At 74.3% G+C, this 16,565-nt stretch carries 12 protein-coding genes and 2 pseudogenes; 8 read left to right on the forward strand and 6 right to left on the reverse strand.

The window, feature by feature from the left end; translation table 11 throughout:
- Positions 1-143 precede the first annotated feature (143 nt).
- The 4 genes and pseudogenes from ICW24_RS04265 to ICW24_RS04275 all read left to right on the forward strand — a co-directional run bounded on the left by ICW24_RS04265 (position 144) and on the right by ICW24_RS04275 (position 3,915).
- Entirely contained in the window at positions 144-1,367 is a 1,224-nt protein-coding gene (locus ICW24_RS04265; protein ID WP_226344475.1) for an acetyl-CoA C-acetyltransferase, read from the forward strand.
- Positions 1,368-1,778: 411 nt separating this feature from the next.
- Positions 1,779-2,327, forward strand: a pseudogene (locus ICW24_RS19185) (DUF4184 family protein); the annotation flags it as partial.
- A 29-nt stretch (positions 2,328-2,356) separates the two neighbouring features.
- A pseudogene (locus tag ICW24_RS19190) lies at positions 2,357-2,980 on the forward strand (DUF4184 family protein); the annotation flags it as partial.
- On the forward strand, positions 2,977-3,915 hold the full coding sequence (locus tag ICW24_RS04275) for a co-chaperone YbbN (protein WP_226344476.1): 939 nt from the start codon (positions 2,977-2,979) through the stop codon (positions 3,913-3,915). The pseudogene ICW24_RS19190 and the gene ICW24_RS04275, both read left to right, overlap by 4 nt.
- 222 nt (positions 3,916-4,137) lie before the next feature.
- Here ICW24_RS04275 and ICW24_RS04280 read toward each other — a convergent pair whose 3' ends face one another.
- Positions 4,138-5,298: a LysR family transcriptional regulator gene (locus ICW24_RS04280; protein WP_226344477.1), complete on the reverse strand. Its 1,161-nt coding sequence runs from the start codon at positions 5,296-5,298 to the stop codon at positions 4,138-4,140.
- A 70-nt stretch (positions 5,299-5,368) separates the two neighbouring features.
- Here ICW24_RS04280 and ICW24_RS04285 point away from each other — a divergent pair, with 70 nt between their 5' ends.
- Both ICW24_RS04285 and ICW24_RS04290 read left to right on the forward strand, forming a co-directional pair.
- The gene (locus ICW24_RS04285; RefSeq protein ID WP_226344478.1) at positions 5,369-6,790 is read left to right on the forward strand and encodes a YeiH family protein; all 1,422 of its coding nucleotides are present in this window, start codon (positions 5,369-5,371) and stop codon (positions 6,788-6,790) included.
- Between the two features lie 130 nt (positions 6,791-6,920).
- The gene (locus ICW24_RS04290; RefSeq protein ID WP_226344479.1) at positions 6,921-7,211 is read left to right on the forward strand and encodes a hypothetical protein; all 291 of its coding nucleotides are present in this window, start codon (positions 6,921-6,923) and stop codon (positions 7,209-7,211) included.
- Positions 7,212-7,242: 31 nt separating this feature from the next.
- On the opposite strand, the gene ICW24_RS04295 is transcribed toward ICW24_RS04290, so the two are convergent.
- Positions 7,243-9,660, reverse strand: a complete 2,418-nt coding sequence (locus tag ICW24_RS04295) for a penicillin acylase family protein (RefSeq protein WP_226344480.1) — start codon at positions 9,658-9,660, stop codon at positions 7,243-7,245.
- Between the two features lie 97 nt (positions 9,661-9,757).
- Positions 9,758-10,609, reverse strand: a complete 852-nt coding sequence (locus ICW24_RS04300) for a maleylpyruvate isomerase N-terminal domain-containing protein (protein ID WP_226344481.1) — start codon at positions 10,607-10,609, stop codon at positions 9,758-9,760.
- A 127-nt stretch (positions 10,610-10,736) separates the two neighbouring features.
- Between ICW24_RS04300 and ICW24_RS04305 the strand changes: the two genes are divergently transcribed.
- The gene (locus tag ICW24_RS04305; protein ID WP_226344482.1) at positions 10,737-11,123 is read left to right on the forward strand and encodes a VOC family protein; all 387 of its coding nucleotides are present in this window, start codon (positions 10,737-10,739) and stop codon (positions 11,121-11,123) included.
- 186 nt (positions 11,124-11,309) lie between these two features.
- Here ICW24_RS04305 and ICW24_RS04310 read toward each other — a convergent pair whose 3' ends face one another.
- Both ICW24_RS04310 and pgm read right to left on the reverse strand, forming a co-directional pair.
- Positions 11,310-11,918: an AAA family ATPase gene (locus tag ICW24_RS04310; protein ID WP_226344483.1), complete on the reverse strand. Its 609-nt coding sequence runs from the start codon at positions 11,916-11,918 to the stop codon at positions 11,310-11,312.
- A gap of 119 nt (positions 11,919-12,037) precedes the next feature.
- A complete protein-coding gene (gene pgm / locus ICW24_RS04315; RefSeq protein WP_226344484.1) occupies positions 12,038-13,702 on the reverse strand; it encodes a phosphoglucomutase (alpha-D-glucose-1,6-bisphosphate-dependent) in 1,665 nt (554 codons plus the stop codon).
- Between the two features lie 297 nt (positions 13,703-13,999).
- Here pgm and ICW24_RS04320 point away from each other — a divergent pair, with 297 nt between their 5' ends.
- On the forward strand, positions 14,000-15,718 hold the full coding sequence (locus ICW24_RS04320) for a cytochrome c oxidase subunit I (protein ID WP_443588037.1): 1,719 nt from the start codon (positions 14,000-14,002) through the stop codon (positions 15,716-15,718).
- Between the two features lie 4 nt (positions 15,719-15,722).
- Here ICW24_RS04320 and ICW24_RS04325 read toward each other — a convergent pair whose 3' ends face one another.
- Positions 15,723-16,520, reverse strand: a complete 798-nt coding sequence (locus ICW24_RS04325) for an SGNH/GDSL hydrolase family protein (RefSeq protein ID WP_226344486.1) — start codon at positions 16,518-16,520, stop codon at positions 15,723-15,725.
- Positions 16,521-16,565: the final 45 nt, after the last annotated feature.

Below are 16,565 nucleotides of genomic sequence, written 5' to 3' on the forward strand. Positions count from 1 at the left end.
GCCCGGCGGCCGACCCGCCCGGGTGTCGGCTCCGGCCACTAGGCTGGCGCCGACCCACCCGGCCGGACCCACGGCCCGGGCGACCCGACGCGGGGCAGGCTCCCCGCACCCATCTGCATCACCGACGCCGGAGGCTGATCGACATGAGCGGAACCGACAACACGAAGACGAGCGTCATCGTCGCGGGGGCCCGCACCCCGACAGGCCGTCTCCTCGGCGGGCTCAAGGACCTGAGCGGCGCCCAGCTCGGCGGGATCGCCATCAAGGGCGCGCTCGAGAAGTCGGGCGTCTCGCCGGACCAGGTCGACTACGTCATCATGGGCCAGGTCCTCACGGCCGGGGCCGGCCAGATCCCCGCCCGCCAGGCGGCCCACGAGGGCGGCATCCCCATGTCCGTGCCCGCCCTGACCATCAACAAGGTGTGCCTCTCGGGCATCGACGCCATCGCCCTCGCCGACCAGCTCATCCGAGCCGGTGAGTTCGAGGTCGTCGTCGCCGGTGGCCAGGAGTCGATGACGAACGCACCGCACCTGCTCGCCAAGAGCCGCTCGGGCTTCAAGTACGGCGACGTGGGCCTCAAGGACCACATGGACTACGACGGCCTGTGGGACGCCTTCACCGACCAGGCGATGGGCGGGCTCACCGAGGAGGCCAACTCGGGCGACAAGGAGCTCACCCGCGCCGAGCAGGACGAGTTCTCGGCCCGCAGCCACCGCCTCGCCGCCCAGGCGACCGAGGAGGGCCGCTTCGCGGACGAGATCGTCCCCGTCTCCATCCCGCAGCGCAAGGGCGACCCGGTCGTCGTGGACAGCGACGAGGGCATCCGCAAGGGCACGACGGCCGAGAGCCTCGGCAAGCTCCGCCCGGCCTTCCGCAAGGACGGCACGATCACCGCCGGGTCGGCCTCGCAGATCAGCGACGGCGCGGCAGCCGTCGTCGTCATGAGCAAGGCCAAGGCCGAGGAGCTGGGCCTGACCTGGCTCGCCGAGATCGGCGCGCACGGCGTCGTCGCCGGCCCCGACTCGACGCTGCAGAGCCAGCCCGCGCGGGCCATCGTCAAGGCGTGCGAGAAGGAGGGCATCGACCCGGCCGGTCTCGACCTGTACGAGATCAACGAGGCGTTCGCCGCGGTCGGCGTCGTCTCGAGCCGCGAGCTCGGCCTCGACGCGCAGCAGATCGAGGAGAAGGTCAACGTCGACGGCGGCGCGATCGCCCTCGGCCACCCGATCGGCGCCTCGGGCGCCCGCATCACGCTGCACCTCGCCAACGAGCTCAAGCGCCGCGGCGGCGGCGTCGGCGTCGCCGCCCTGTGCGGCGGCGGCGGCCAGGGCGACGCGCTCATCCTGCGCGTGCCCGCCCAGAGCTGACCCCCCCGGCCGACCGGGCGATCGCGGATCGCCCGGTCGGCCTCGGCTCCGGTCCTGAGACGGCACGTTCTGCCGGCCGTCTGGGCCGCGGGGCTCTGCGGGCTGCCGCCCACGCGGGCCGCCGGGGCCGCGCATGCGTCCTCGCCGAGATGCTGCGCGAATTCGCCCGGACCGTCCACGACGGCCGGCTCAGCGCGCACGTGCTTGCCGCGGACCTGCGCCGGCGCGGCGATCGACCCGCGGCCACGACTCCGGTCGGCTCGACCCGGCCCGACGGCGCGGGCCGGCACGCCTCTGCCGCGCCGACGAACCATTCGGGCCGGGTCGAGGTCCCGACCGACACCCCCGTCCGGTCGTTCGCGCTGGTCAGGGCGTTATCGCCCCGGGTCCGTCCCGATCGACCCGGCCCGAATGGTTCGTGACGCCGGGCGCCGGCCCCGAACCGGGCCTCGGGGTCGGCGGTCTGAGCGGTCTCGCCGCCGTCACGGTCACCGTCACCGTCACCGCCGAGCCAGGTGCCAGAGCACCTGGGCGGAGCGGCAGCCGCCCGAGCACCTACGCGGAGGGGCAGCCGCCCGAGCACCTGGGCGGAGGGGCAGCCGCCCGAGCACCTGGGCGGAGGGGCAGCCGTCGTGGGCCTCGCGGGCGAAGCGACGCCGGCCTCGCCGGCGGTCGTTCGTGTTCTCTCACCGTGTGGTCGTGTGGGCCGCGGCCCGGGTGGAGCGCGGCCTGCTACCCACGTCCCGGCGAGCGCCCAGGCCGGCGCCCTACCGTCGCCGGGTGCCCCTGACCTTCGCCCACCCCGTCGCGGTCCTGCCGCTGCTGCGCACGCCGCTGCCCTTCTCGGCGCTCGCGGTCGGCGCGATGATCCCCGACCTCCCACTGTTCGTGGGCGGCCTGCTGCCGGCGGGGATGACGTACGCGACGACCCACACCCCGCTCGCCGTCCTCACCCTCGACGTCGCCCTCGGGCTGCGGCCTGGGCGGCGTGGCGGGTCGTGCTGCGGGCGCCGCTCGTCGACACCGCCCCCGCGGCCATCCGCTCCCGCGTGCCCCGGCCGACGCGCCCGCGCGGGGCCCGGTTGTCGTTCGTGCCGCTCGCCGTCGCCGTCGGCGCGGCGACCCACGTGCTCTGGGACGAGTTCACCCATCCGGGGCGGTGGGGGACCCGGAACATCGAGTGGCTGGCCGCCACGCACGCGGGCCTGAGCGGCGCGTCCTGGGCCCAGTACGTCAGCGGCGTCGGCGGCCTGCTCGTCCTCGCCGTGGCGGGGGTGCTCGCCCTGCGCCGGGCGACCCCGTCCCCGCGCCCGCGCCTGCGGCCTCGTCTCGCGCCCTGGGTCGTCCGGGTGCCGGTGGCGGCGGCGCTCGCCGTGGCGTCGCTGCTCGCCGGTCTGCGCCCGTCCTCGCTCCACGAGTTCGCCTTCGAGGCGGTCACGCTCGGCGCGGCCGCCGCGGGGGCCGGACTCCTCGTCGCGGCGGTCCTCTGGCACGTCGCCCCCGGTCGGCGGCGCGAAGGGGTGCCCGGTGCGCCTGAGCGCTCCGAGGCGGCCTCGGACGGGGTGGGGTCCCGCTGGGCACGCGCGGACGCATCGGAGAGAATGCGGTCATGACCCAGCAGCCGAAGCTTCCCCCCGCCGCCCTGCGCGGCGCCGTCGACCTGTCGGGCATCGGGACACCGCCCCCGCCGCCGCGCGCACCCGGTGCGTCGGGTGGTTCGGGTGCCGGCGCGGCCGGTATCCGCGTCGACGGCACGGACGCCGGGTTCCAGGAGCTCGTGCTCGGCTCGCGCGAGGTGCCTGCGCTCGTCGTCCTCTGGTCGGCCCAGCACCCCGAGACCGAGCAGGCCGTCGACGCCGCAGTCTCCGTCGCCTCCCGCCTCGAGGGGCGTCTGCGGGTGATCGCCGTCGACGTCCAGGCCAACCCCGGTGTCGCGCAGGCGTTCCAGGCCCAGCAGATCCCGATGACGGCGGGCCTCATCGCGGGCCAGCCGGTCCCGCTGTTCGCGGGCGTGCAGCCGCCGGAGCAGCTCGTCCCCGTCGTGGACGAGATCCTCAAGGTCGCGGAGCAGAACGGCGTCACGGGCCGCATCCCGCTCGGTGACGAGGCGGACCAGGCGCCGGAGCCCGAGCCGCTCGACCCCAACCACGAGGCGGCCTTCGACGCCATCGAGCAGGGTGACTTCGACGCCGCCACGCGCGCCTACGAGGCGGCGCTCAAGGCGAACCCCGCCGACGAGGACGCCCGCATCGGGCTCTCGCAGGTCAAGCTCATGGCCCGCACGGCCGGAGTCGACCTGCACGAGGCCCGGGCCAAGGCGGCCGCGGCGCCGGGTGACATCGACGCCCAGCTCCTCGCCGCCGATCTCGACCTGCTCGGCGGCCACGTGGAGGATGCGTTCTCCCGGCTCATCGACGTGGTCCGCGTGACCGCCGACGAGGAGCGCGAGCGCGTCCGCACCCACCTGCTCGAGCTGTTCGAGGTCGTCGGCACCGCCGACGAGCGCGTGGGCAAGGCGCGGCGTGCCCTCATGAGCGCGTTGTTCTGAGCGGCGAACGTAGGCGGGCGTGCGAGCCGGAGTGAGCGCGACTGCGGGCTCTGGGCGGTGAGCGGAGGCGGGCGTGCGAGCCGGAGTGAGCGCGACCACGGACTGCGAGCGCGACGGATAGTTCAGCGCGGCGAACGTCAGCGAGGTTTGCGAGCCGTCATGAGTGCGACGGCCGCCTCCGAGCACTGAACGGTGCTGTCGGCGCCGTAAGAGGCCGGTCCCTCACGGCAGGGGCCGGCCTCGGGCGTGCAGGACGAAGTCGCCGGCCGGCCCGAGGAGCCGGGGCGTGGGCCGCCAGACGGCCCGCAGGCTCCGGGCGAAGGAGGCGTCCTCCACGGGCACGACGACGAGTGTCCCGGCCCGGCGGGCGCCCTCGACGGCCAGCGAGGAGAGGACGGCCGGGCCGGACCCGGCGACGACGGACGCGACGATCGCGCCGGTGCTCGAGAGTTCCATGACGGGCTGCGCCCGGTCGAAGGCGCCGAGCAGGTCATCGACGGTGCGCCGGGTGCCGGACCCCGGTTCGCGGACGATGAGCGGCGTGCCCGCGAGCTCCGCGAGGGGCAGCGGTCGGCGTCGTCGGGCCCACGGATGGTGGGGCGCCACGACGACGACGAGCTCGTCGCGGGCGACGACGGTGCCGTGCAGCCGGGCGAGCCGGCCGGGGCTCTCGATGAAGCCGAGATCGAGCCTCCCGCGTTCGAGGGCCTCGACGACGTCGGCGGAGTTCATGACGGACAGGCGGACCGACACGTGGGGGCGCAGGTCGCGGAACGTCCGCAGCCACCCGGGGGCGAGGTGCTCGCCGACGGTCAGGCTCGCCCCGATCGAGAGGGTCGAGTCGGCGTCGACGCGCAGCGATCGCGCCCCGGCGAGGAGGCGGGAGGCGGCCTCGAGGACGGGCTCGGCCCAGTCGGCGACGAGGCGCCCGTCGGCGGTGAGCGTGGAGCCGCGCGGGGAGCGGTCCACGAGCCGCAGGTGCAGGTCGGCCTCGAGGCGGCGCAACAGCCGGCTCGCGTTCGGCTGCGCGAGGCCCAGCGACCGTGCCGCCGCCCCGAGGCTGCCGGTCGTCGAGATGGCGACGAGCAGGGACAGGGGCAGCAGGTCGAGTCGGTCCCGTCCGACGTCGGCTCCCGGGGCACGTCCGGTCGTCCCGTCGCGACCGACGGCCCTCGTGGGGATGGCCGGGTCGGCGGGGAGGTCGGGGGTGTCGTCGAGTGGGGCGGGCCTGTCGTGTCCGGGGTCACGGGCGGCGAGGTCTGGGTCGTCGGCGAGCGGACCAGGCCCGCCGTGTCCGGGGCCACCGCTCGCGCGATTCCCCGCGTGGGCGGGGTCGGTGCCTACCCGACGCGGGTCGCGCCCGCCCCCCTCGAGTCCGCTCATATCGAAAGGGTATGACCTGCGCCGGGAAAAGGGTCTGGTCGGGAGCGCGCGGCCCGTCGAGGCTGGACCCATGCTGCCTACCGCCCCCACCGCTCCCGTTGTCGGACCGCCGTCCGCCGCGTCGGGCCGGAGGGCGGTGCCGCCCCGCACGCCCCGGACGCCCGAGAGGCCCCGCGTCGGGCCCGGTCTGCTGGCGGCCGGGGCGGCGGCGACCGTCTCCGTGGTCGTCGCCCACGCCCTGCCGGTGAGCGCGTTGCTCGTCGCGATCGCCCTGGGGATCGCCGCCGCGAACATCGGGCGGCTGCCGGACGCCCTCGCTCCGGGCCTCGCCGTCGCCGCCCGCCACCCGCTCCGGGCGGGCATAGTCCTGCTCGGCCTGCAGCTCTCGCTGCGGGACGTCGCCGCGCTCGGCCCCGGGGTGATCGCCGTGGTGGTGGCGGTCGTCGCCAGCGGGTTCGCGGTCGCGCAGGTGCTCGGGCGTCGCCTCGGACTCGCGCCGACGCAGCGGCTGCTCATCGGGGCCGGTATGTCGATCTGTGGGGCCGCGGCCGTCGCGGCCGTCGCCGACGCTCTCGACGAGCGCGACGCCCGCCCCGCTTCGCGGGACGCGGCCTGCTCGGGCGGGCGGGGGCCCGTGGCCGCGCTGAAGGACTCGGCCGGCCTCGCCGGTGACCTCGGGCGTCCCCGGGTGACGGCCGTCGCGACGGGCCCGCAGGGCGACTCTGCAGGGCTCGCGGGTGATCTCGATCGGACGCAGGTGGCGGCTCTCGGCACGGCCGCGCAGGGCGACCCGGCCGGGCCTGTGGGTGACGGCCACTCGATCCGGCCCGACGGCGACTGGGCCGGGCCCGTGGGTGGCGGCGACTCGGCCGGGCCTGTGGGTGACGGCGACTCGGCCGGGCCCGCGGGCGACCTCGAGCGGGACACCGTGACGGCCGTGGCCCTGGTGGTCCTCCTGGGCACGGCGACGATGGCCCTCCTGCCCGTCGCGGCGGGGATGCTCGGGCTCGACCCGCTCCTCGCCGGGCAGTGGGCGGGGGCGTCGGTGCACGAGGTGGCCCAGGTGGTGGCCGTCGGGGGCGTCCTCGGCGCGGGTGCGCTGCAGGTCGCGGCCGCGGTGAAGCTGGCGCGCGTGCTCCTGCTCGCGCCGGTCGTCGCAATCATCGGGCTCGCGCGCCGGCGGTCGGCGGCCGGCACCTCCGCGGCCTCGCTGCCGGGTCGCCGTCCGCCCCTCGTCCCGTTGTTCGTGCTGGGGTTCCTCGCGGCGTCGCTGGTCCGGATGACTGGAGCGCTGCCGCCCGCGGCGCTCGACGTGGCCGGATCGGTGCAGACGGTCCTGTTCGCGGCAGCGATGTTCGCGCTCGGGACGGGGGTGAGCGTGGCCCGGCTGCGGGCCGTCGGGCGCCGCCCGGTGGCGGTCGCGGCGGCGACGACCCTCGTCGTCGCCGCGGTCGGCCTGGCCGGCGCGCTCCTCACGGCGTCCATGTCGTGAGATGGCGATCCGCACCGCGTCGGCCGCGGAGCGGGCGGTCGGACGTGTCATCTCACGATGCGGCCCGCCTCTGCGGTGGGTGTCGGGGGGGCCTGTTGCCTACCCGGGGGTAGGGGCCTAGCGTCGAACGATGATCACCCTCTCCGCCATCCTCGGCGGCCGCCGGCGTTCCGCGACGTCGGAGCGGCGCGTGTCCCGCCTGTCGCGCGCCTCCGACGGCTCGCGGCGGCGCACCTTCCGACCGGCCCTCATGACGCCGATGGCGTGGTCGCGGCGCGACGAGAACGAGGGCGAACCGCTCGGCGCGGGCGTCGAGGACCGACTCGAGGCCATGCCCGCCTCCACCGCCGCCGACGTCGACGACGCCTGCGACACCTCCTTCGGCGCCCCCAGCGCGTCGACCACGCCCCACCGGCACTGACCGCCCCGTCGACGCCGGCGGTGCGGTCGCCTCAGCCGCGGGCCGGGCGCAGCACGATGCGCTGTTCGGTGTGCTTCGCGATCGCCGCGGGGCTGAACAGCATCGGCACGTAGCCGCCGCGCGCCCAGATCGGGGCGAGGTCGCGGTAGTGGGGGTCGGCCGGATCGCCCGACTGGCCCGGGGTGTTGATCGTCCACGACGCGTCCCAGTTGCCGACGTCGATGACCTCCTTGTACGACGCCCGTCCGGAGGCGATGGGGGTGGTCCGTGAACCGGGGATCGCGAAGGGCCCCACGTTCAGCCGCGGGTCGACCTTCCCGAGCGGGTGGTCCATGCTCACCGCGTTGCCGCGGTACCCCCACGTCGCCGCCGACATCGGCCCCCGCTCGTCGAGGGCCGCGCGGTAGGCGGCGGTCAGCGTGTCCCGCAGGAGTGCGTCGCGGCGGGCGACGCCGTCGCCGCCCAGCCACCTCGTCGGGTGCGTGAGCACGTCCTCCACGACGAGCCAGTCGATCGTCGGGACCAGATCGCGCCGCGCCGCCGGGACGAGGGCGTCCCGGACCGCCGCGTTGACGCGCGGCTGCCAGTACGTCTCGAACAGGGTCGCGGGGATGGAGCCGAGGGACTCGGTCCCCTCCCAGCCCGACATGACGTCGATGGCCGCGGTCGTGGCGGCATCCTCGCCGGTCAGCGGCCGGGTCAGGCGCAGCAGCAGCCGGGCCCGCGGCGACGTGGCGTCGCGTTGCAGTCGCTTGGAGTCGGCGAGGGTGTGCCGCGGCTGCCGCGAGAGGACCTCGATGATCCGCCGGTGACGCTCGGGCCCCGACCACTCGTAGGCCGTCACGTCGGCCCGATCCGTGCCCGGACGCAGGTTGTACTGGTTGGCCGTCGCGAAGAACCCCCGCGCCGGGTTGTAGACCTGCGGCAGTCGCTCGCTCGGGACGAACCCGGCCCAGTCGTAGCGCCCGTCGCCCGGCACCGGCAGGAGCCCGTCGTAGCCGACGCGCCGCGGCGCGAACGCGGCCGCCTTCCACCCGATGTTGCCGCTCGTGTCGGCGTAGATCTGGTTCTCGCCGGGCGCGCCCCACCGCCGGAGCGCGTCGAGGAACTCGGTCCAGTTCCGGGCCCGCATGTAGCCGATGCTCGCGAAGTACGCGGACGTGCCCGGCTCCGACCACACGGACCGGACCGCGTAGGCCTTCCGTGCCGACCGGTCCATCCACACGACGGGTCCGTGCCGGGTGAACCGGACCGCCCGGCTCACCGGGGCACGACTCTTCACGCCGATGCGTTCGGTCTCGGTGCGGATGGGCTCCCACCCGCCCCGGTACCGGTACTTCGTGCCCGTCGCGTCGAGCTCGTACGTGTACAGGTCCTGGGCGTCGGTGCCGAAGATCGTCAGCCCGAAGGCGATCGAGTCGTTGTGGCCGATCGAGATGCCCGGCAGGGCGGGCTCGCCACCGCCGATGACGTTCAGGCCCGGGGCGCGCAGGTGCGCGATGTACCGCAGCGAGGGCGCCCCGTGGACCCGGTGGGGGTCGTTGGCCAGGATCGGCCGGCCGGTCGCCGTGCGGCGCGGCGACACGGTCCAGTTGTTGCTCCCCTCGGCCTCGGGGCCTTCGGCGCCGTCGCCCCGGGGGGCGAGGGCGAGCGGACGGGCCGCGTCGCCGGTGAACGCGACGGGCTGCGTCGCGAGCTCGTAGGTCCGCAGGACGCCCTCGGGCAGGCACGGGTCGGTGCCGGCCGGCACCGCCGTCGCGTGGGCCGGTTGCCGACGCAGACGCAGCGCGTCGAGGTGGAGGGCGCCGGCGCAGGCGAGCTTTGCCCGCGCGACCTCGTCGTCGAGCCCGCTGACGAGGGCGTGGGTGCGGATGCGGACGATGTCCTCGGCGGTCCACCGGTCGGGTCGGTAGCCCAGGGCCCGGAACTCCGGGGGGAGCTCGTCGGGGTGGTCGTCGAGCCAGTCGAGGTAGGCGTTGACCCCGGCGGCGAACCGCGTCGCGATGCGCCGGGCGTCAGGCCCGTAGGCGGCCCACTCGGCGTCCATGTCGCCGCGGTACAGGAAGAGGCGCGCCGCGCGGTCCTGCTCGACGTACCGTTCGCCGAACACCTCCGCGAGCCGGCCGAGCCCGCGCCGGTGCGACAGGTCGATCTGGAAGAGGCGGTCGCGGGCGGCGTTGAAGCCCTGCGCGAGGAAGGCGTCGTCGGTGCTCGCGGCGCTGATGTGCGGGATGCCCCAGCGGTCGACGTCGATCGTCGCCGGCTTCTCGAGACCTGTGACGGGCCGCGTGGTGGTCCGGACGCCGGGCGGGGCCTGCGCGCCGGAGGCGGCCGCGAGGCCCGGGGGAGGGCCGGCGGAGGCCGCGGCGGGCACCCCGAGCAGGGCGCACGAGGCGGCGGCGACGGCGGCGACGAGAGCGCGAGCGGCGGACGACGGGCGAGGCGTCATGGCTGACCTCCACGGTGAGGCGCCCGACCCTACCGGACCGCCGGGCGCCGCGGGAGGGAATCGACCTGCCCCACAGGGCGACTCGCGCCGGGTGGCGTCAGTTCATCGGCGCCGACAGGGTCGCCTCCACCTCCGAGACGAGGGCGACGTCGCCGGCGCGGTGCAGCTCGCCGAGGTGGGGGCGGTGCCACAGCCACGTGTAGAGGTCCTCGGCCGTGCCCGAGAGGATCGCCTTGGGCCGGACGGTGCCGTCCCCGGGGTCGGTGTCGACGACGACGTCCGGCTCGTCGTGCTGGATCCCGTCGGGTGCCGTGCCGGTGAAGCGGGCGGGCGTGAGCAGCCACGACGTGCCCGTGTCGGTGGCGGCGACGCGGACGATGCGGCCCTCCTCCGGGGTCTGGGTCCCCCACGGCGGGCAGCCCCCGTACATGACGCGCAGCGCCTCGTCGACCCCGTCGGTGGCCAGCAGCGCGTCGATGGGGGTGCGGGCGCTGCCGTCGGGTGCGGCCGTGAGCTCGGCGTCGACGCGGTGGATGCACGCCTCGTGCATCTGGCGTCGGCGGACGAACCCGGCGCTCTGCTCGCTCGACCAGGTCCACACCCGGGTGTCGGGCGGCGTGTCCCGCAGGGTCGCCACGAGCGCCGCGGCCGCCTCGCGCCCTGCCGCGAGCAGGGCCTCCCGGCCCTCGGGGCGATCCGGCTCGCCCAGCGCCTCGACCTGCTCCGGCTCGGTGAGGCGCTCGACCACGACGCGCTGCCAGAAGACCTGCACGCCGCGCAGGTGGGCGAGCAGGTCGTCGGTGTCCCAGGCGGGGCACGACGGCACCCGCGTCCCGGGCGGTACGGCGGCGAGGACGTCGTAGAACCGTGCGGAGTCGGCTTCGATGTGGGCCAGGGCCGCCTCCTCGGAGGGGCGTGGCACGGTGTGGCGGGGGTCGGAGCCGGTCATGGTCTCCACCCTGTCAGCCGAGCCCCCGCGGGCGCATCCGGGCCGGCCGGGGGCCTCCCGCGCGACGGGCGTCCGAGCGGACGAAAGCCGGTGGCCGACGACCGCGCGTCGGGGCACGATGGGCGTCATGGTCTCCCGCACATCGAACTTCTGCATCGACGCCGCCGACCCCTACGCCCAGGCCACCTGGTGGGCCCAGGTCCTCGACGACTTCGTCCTCGACGACGAGTCCGCCCCCGGCGAGGACGAGTGCGGCCTGGAGGGGCCGGCCGGTCGCTGGATCGGCTTCCTCAAGGTTCCCGAGCCCAAGACGGTCAAGAACCGCATGCACATGTGCCTGCGCCCGGTCGACGCGGACCGCGACGCCGAGGTGGAACGCATCCTCGGGCTCGGGGCCACGATGGTCGACGACCGCCGCGGCCACGAGGGGTGGGCCGTCCTCGCCGACCCCGAGGGCAACGAGTTCTGCGTCCTGCGGACCCCGGCCGACGAGGCCGGGGTGTCGCGCGCCTGACGCCGGCGCCCTGCGGCCGCGCGTGAAGAACCATTCGGGCCGGGTGATGCCCGTGCCGGCGATTCGTCCGCGCGAGAGTGACTGTGGAACAAGGCAACTCGACATCGCGGGTCCGCGGGCGGCTGATCGACCCGGCCCGAATGGTTCTTGCCTGCGGTTGGCCCGCCGATGTGGCCCGGCTCGTTCTTACTCCTGCTCCAGGCCGGGGCCGTCGGGCGGGGTGAGGGGGCCGGTCGTGTCGAGGAGCGCCTCGTCCAGCCGGGCGCGGACCTCGGCCACGGTGACCTCGACGGACATCCCGGAGGTGTCGAGCCACAGGCCGGCGCGGGGCGTGTCGGCGACGCCCTCGGCGAGCGCCTCGACGGTGATCGTGCCGGCGTAGCCCCGCGTCGGACGCCCCTCGTCCCGCGCGCGGAGCGTGTCGAGGTCGGGGCAGAGCATGACGACGTGCAGCGGCGCCGGCGACACGAAGTCGACGAAGTCCTCGAACAGCTCACCGAACACGTTGTCGCTGATGACAGCGTCGAACCCCGCCCGCTGGTACGTCTCGGCGACGGCGATGGCGGCGTTCCAGCGCAGGAAGAGCTGCTCGAGCGCGTCCCGCGTCAGCGGCAGCTCGACCTCGACCGCTCCAGAGACGACGAGCGCGGCGATCGCGTCCCCGTCGACGTGGACCGCGCGGGGCAGGCTCCGGGCGAGCGCCCGCCCGACCGTCGTCTTCCCGGCCGCCTGGGCACCCGTGACGAGCACGAGCCTGCCGGGGGTGGGCTCGTCCGAGCCGGGCGTCGCTGTCATGGCCCCACTGTGCCGCAGGCGAGGCCGCTGCTCGTCGTGGGCCGGGGCGGTGTCGCGGGGCGGTGAGGGAAGGGGCCCCGACGCGCGGTCGCGTCGGGGCCCCTTCCGGTACCGGAGGCTCAGCCGCCGAGGGCCGCCGAGACGACCTCGCGAGCCTCGGCCTGCACCTGGGCGAGGTGCTCGGGGCCCTGGAAGGACTCGGCGTAGATCTTGTAGACGTCCTCGGTGCCGGAGGGCCGGGCCGCGAACCAGGCCGAGTCCGTCGTCACCTTGAGGCCGCCGATCGCCGCGCCGTTGCCGGGGGCCTGCGTGAGCTTGGCCGTGATCGGCTCGCCCGCGAGGGTGTCGGCGGTGACGTCGGACGGAGACAGCTTCTTGAGCTTCGCCTTCTGCTCGCGGTCCGCGGGGGCGTCGACGCGGGCGTAGGCGGGCTCGCCGTGCTTCGCGACGAGCTCGGCGTAGTGCTGCGAGGGGCTCTTGCCGGTCTTCGCCTGGATCTCGCTCGCGAGCAGGGCGAGGATGATGCCGTCCTTGTCGGTGCTCCACACGGAGCCGTCGAAGCGCAGGAACGATGCGCCTGCCGACTCCTCGCCGCCGAACGGGCCGGACCCGTCGAGCAGCCCGGGCACGAACCACTTGAACCCGACCGGCACCTCGACGAGCCTGCGGCCCAGGTCCTCGGCGACGCGGTCGATCATCGAGCTGCTCACGAGGGTCTTGCCGATGAACCCGTCGGCCGGCCACTGCGGGCGGCCGCCGCCGTAGAGGTACTGGATCGCGACGGCGAGGTAGTGGTTGGGGTTCATGAGGCCGCCGTCGGGGGTGACGATGCCGTGGCGGTCGGAGTCGGCGTCGTTGCCGGTCGCGATGTCGTAGCGGTCCTTCTGCTCGATGAGCGAGGCCATCGCGGAGGGGGAGGAGCAGTCCATCCGGATCTTGCCGTCCCAGTCGAGGGTCATGAACCGCCACGTCGGGTCGACGAGCGGGTTGACGACCGTGAGGTCGAGCCCGTAGTGCTCACCGATCGCACCCCAGTAGTCGACGGCCGCGCCGCCCAGGGGGTCGGCGCCGATGCGCACGCCCGCATCCTTGATGGCGGCCATGTCGATGACGTTCGCGAGATCCTCGACGTAGATCCGCTTGAACTCGTAGCCTTCGCAGGCCGCGCGGGCCTCGCGGAAGGGCGTGCGCCGCACGCCCTCGAGTCCGGCGCGGATGTACTCGTTCGCCTGGTCGGCGATCCAGGTCGTCGCGTCGGTGTCGGCCGGGCCGCCGTGCGGCGGGTTGTACTTGAATCCGCCGTCGCTCGGCGGGTTGTGGCTCGGGGTGACGACGATGCCGTCGGCGAGGCCGGCGTTCGCGGGGAGGTCGGCGACGCCGCCGATCCTGCCCTTGTTCGCCCGCAGGATCGCGTGGCTCACCGCGGGGGTCGGGGTGTAGCGGTCCTCGGCGTCAACCATGACCCGGACGTCGTTCGCGACGAGCACCTCGATCGCGCTCGCCCACGCCGGCTCGGACAGGCCGTGCGTGTCCCGGCCGATGAACAGCGGGCCGTCGAAGCCCTGCTCGCGGCGGTAATCGACGATCGCCTGCGTCGTGGCGAGGATGTGGTCCTCGTTGAAGGCCGTCTTCAGGCTGGAGCCGCGGTGCCCGGACGTGCCGAACGAGACCTGCTGGTCGACGTTCGACGGGTCCGGCTTACCGGTGTAATACGCGGTGACGAGGTGGGCGACATCGACGAGGTCGCTGGGCTGGGCAACGGTGCCGGCGCGGGAGTCGTTCATGGGGCCATCCTTGCAGCCGCCGGGCCCTGGGTGGCGGGTGCGGCTCGGCGACCGGCAAGGGCCCCTGGGCGCCGCGGGGGTGGAAGATACACCCTCGATGCCGCCGAAGACGGAGGGCGTGGACGTGTCGTATCTCACACGCTACGGTGGGGCGACCGGGCCAGCAGCGTTTCCCGCCCTCGCGGGAGTCGCCGGAACCACGCCGAACGTGACGACAGGCCGGCCGTGTCCGCAACCCGGGCAGGCGCCGTCGAGCCGCGGCCCGGCGTCGCCGTCGTGCATGGCCCAGGAGGCGCCATGTCCAGGCTCTCGACGACGGCCAGACCGTCGAGGACGACCACCCGGTCACGCAACCCCGGGTATCCCGGCCGCCCCGGTCGACGCAGACGCTCCGAGCCGGCCCGCCCACCCCCGCCACCGCCGGGTCACCGGGGGCGACGCGTCCTCGGCTGGGTGACGAGCACCGACCACAAGGTCATCGGCAACCTCTATCTCGTCACGGTCTTCGGGTTCTTCATGATCGGCGGGCTGCTCGCCATGATCATCCGCGCGGAGCTGTTCGCACCGGGGTTGCAGGTCGTCGACAACCTCGAGCAGTTCAATCAGATGTTCACGATGCACGGCTCGATCATGCTGTTGCTCTTCGCGACCCCGTTCTTCGCCGGCTTCGCCAACGCGATCATGCCGCTGCAGATCGGTGCGCCGGACGTCGCCTTCCCCCGACTCAACATGCTCGCCTACTGGTTCTATCTGTTCGGCGGGCTCATGGCCGTCTCAGTATTCCTCGTCCCCGGCGGCGCGGCCTCCTTCGGGTGGTTCGCCTACGCCCCGCTCTCGAACGCCACCTTCACTCCCGGCCTCGGGGGCGACCTGTGGCTCGTCGGCCTGGCGCTGTCCGGCTTCGGCACCATTCTCGGCGGCGTCAACTTCGTCACGACGATCGTCTGCCTGCGGGCCCCCGGGATGACGATGTTCCGGATGCCGCTCTTCACGTGGACGGTCCTCATCACCTCGATCATGGTGCTCATGGCGTTCCCGGTGCTCACCGCCGCCTTCTTCGAGATCATCAGCGAGGTCCTGCCGGTGTTCTCGCGGAAGCCGCTCTTCGGCTACAAGGGGCTCATCTTCGCGACGATCGCCATCGCCGCGCTCTCCATGACGGTGTGGGCGCACCACATGTACGCGACGGGTCAGGTGCTGCTGCCCTTCTTCGCCATGATGTCCATGCTCATCGCCGTGCCGACCGGGGTGAAGTTCTTCAACTGGGTCGGCACGATGTGGGGCGGATCGCTCACCTTCGAGACGCCGATGGTGTGGGCGCTCGGTTTCCTCACGACGTTCCTCTTCGGGGGTCTGACGGGCATCGTCCTCGCCAGCCCGGCGCTGGACTTCCACGTGACCGACACGTACTTCGTCGTCGCCCACTTCCACTACACCGTGTTCGGCACCGTCGTCTTCGCGATGTTCGCGGGCTTCTACTTCTGGTGGCCCAAGCTGACGGGGCGGATGCTGGACGAGAAACTCGGCAAGGTGCACTTCGCCATGCTCTTCATCGGATTCCACGGCACGTTCCTCATCCAGCACGTGCTGGGCATGCAGAACATGCCGCGCCGCTACGGCGACTACCTCGTCGAGGACGGGGTGACGGGCCTCAACCAGGTCTCGTCGATGTTCGCCTTCCTCCTCGGCGCCTCCACCCTCGTGTTCCTCTACAACGTGTGGCGGTCGCGCTCGGCGCCTCTCGTGCTGGACGACGACCCCTGGGGGTACGGTTCGTCGCTGGAGTGGGCCACCTCGTGCCCGCCGCCCCGGCACAACTTCGACCAGATCCCCCGCATCCGCTCCGAGCGACCGGCCTTCGACCTGCACCACCCGGAGGCCTCGGCGCAGGAGACGACCCAGGTGGACCCCGACCCGCACACCCTGGCGAGATTGGAGGAGTCGACCGGCCGGGAGACGACCGGCCGGGGCCCGACCACCCGGGGCGCCGCCGATCGCGACCCCCCGGTGCGCTGACCGCCTAGCCGCCGAGATCGACGGGCGCGACGACGGGACGCTTCGCGGAGCGCCCGTCGCCGCTGCTGCGGCCCCGCATATGGCGGTGGACCCAGGGCGCGAGATGCGTGCGGGCCCATTCCCGGTTCGCCGCCATCGACGCGAGCCGCGTGAGCGGCGTCGCGGGCGGGAGGGCCTCGAGGGGCTCGACGTCGTCGAGACCGAGGGTCCAGGCGGCGGCGTCGGCGACGACCCGGTGCCCGCGGGAGCTGAAGTGGATCCGGTCGGGCGCCCACATGCGCAGGTCCTGCAGCTCACGCAGCGTCCACAGGTCGACGACGGGGCAGTCGTGCCGCTGGGCGATGCCCCAGACGTGGGCGGTCAGCTCGGCCATGCGCGGGTTGACCCGACCGACGATCGGCATCCACCCGATGTCGGGCGCGGTCACCATGAGCACGTCGGCGCCCGTCTCGCGCACCCGCGCGACGGCGGCCTCGAGCCCGTCGGCGACCTCGGCCAGGCTGACCCGCGGGCGCAGGAGGTCGTTCCCGCCGGCCGAGATCGAGACGAGGTCGGGAGCGAGGTCGAGCGCGGCGTCGAGCTGCGGGCCGGCCACGTCGGCGAGCACGCGCCCCCGCACCGCGAGGTTCGCGTAGCCGAAGTCGAGACCGGCCCGGGTGTTGCGTCGCGCCAGCCGCGCGGCGAGCAGGTCGGCCCAGCCGACGAACGAGTCGGGGTCGTCGGCCGAGGCGTCCATGAGTCCCTCGGTGAACGAGTCCCCGAGCGCGACGTACCGCTGCCACCTGCGACCCTCGACCTGCATCCTCCGGTGACCCCCCGTCGTCGATCCTCGTCGGTACTCGTGCGG

The organism is Agilicoccus flavus, assembly GCF_014857905.1.
In the GTDB taxonomy this organism is placed as follows: Bacteria; Actinomycetota; Actinomycetes; order Actinomycetales; family Dermatophilaceae; genus Agilicoccus; species Agilicoccus flavus.

What these genes read in the sequence shown, in the direction of transcription:
- ICW24_RS04280 (WP_226344477.1), bottom strand. Translation starts at nt 5,298, where the DNA reads ATGAGCGGACTCGAGGGGGGCGGGCGCGACCCGCGTCGGGTAGGCACC.
- ICW24_RS04290 (WP_226344479.1), top strand. Translation starts at nt 6,921, where the DNA reads ATGATCACCCTCTCCGCCATCCTCGGCGGCCGCCGGCGTTCCGCGACG.
- ICW24_RS04275 (WP_226344476.1), top strand. Translation starts at nt 2,977, where the DNA reads ATGACCCAGCAGCCGAAGCTTCCCCCCGCCGCCCTGCGCGGCGCCGTC.
- ICW24_RS04295 (WP_226344480.1), bottom strand. Translation starts at nt 9,660, where the DNA reads ATGACGCCTCGCCCGTCGTCCGCCGCTCGCGCTCTCGTCGCCGCCGTC.
- ICW24_RS04320 (WP_443588037.1), top strand. Translation starts at nt 14,000, where the DNA reads ATGTCCAGGCTCTCGACGACGGCCAGACCGTCGAGGACGACCACCCGG.
- pgm (WP_226344484.1), bottom strand. Translation starts at nt 13,702, where the DNA reads ATGAACGACTCCCGCGCCGGCACCGTTGCCCAGCCCAGCGACCTCGTC.
- ICW24_RS04265 (WP_226344475.1), top strand. Translation starts at nt 144, where the DNA reads ATGAGCGGAACCGACAACACGAAGACGAGCGTCATCGTCGCGGGGGCC.
- ICW24_RS04325 (WP_226344486.1), bottom strand. Translation starts at nt 16,520, where the DNA reads ATGCAGGTCGAGGGTCGCAGGTGGCAGCGGTACGTCGCGCTCGGGGAC.
- ICW24_RS04300 (WP_226344481.1), bottom strand. Translation starts at nt 10,609, where the DNA reads ATGACCGGCTCCGACCCCCGCCACACCGTGCCACGCCCCTCCGAGGAG.
- ICW24_RS04305 (WP_226344482.1), top strand. Translation starts at nt 10,737, where the DNA reads ATGGTCTCCCGCACATCGAACTTCTGCATCGACGCCGCCGACCCCTAC.
- ICW24_RS04285 (WP_226344478.1), top strand. Translation starts at nt 5,369, where the DNA reads ATGCTGCCTACCGCCCCCACCGCTCCCGTTGTCGGACCGCCGTCCGCC.
- ICW24_RS04310 (WP_226344483.1), bottom strand. Translation starts at nt 11,918, where the DNA reads ATGACAGCGACGCCCGGCTCGGACGAGCCCACCCCCGGCAGGCTCGTG.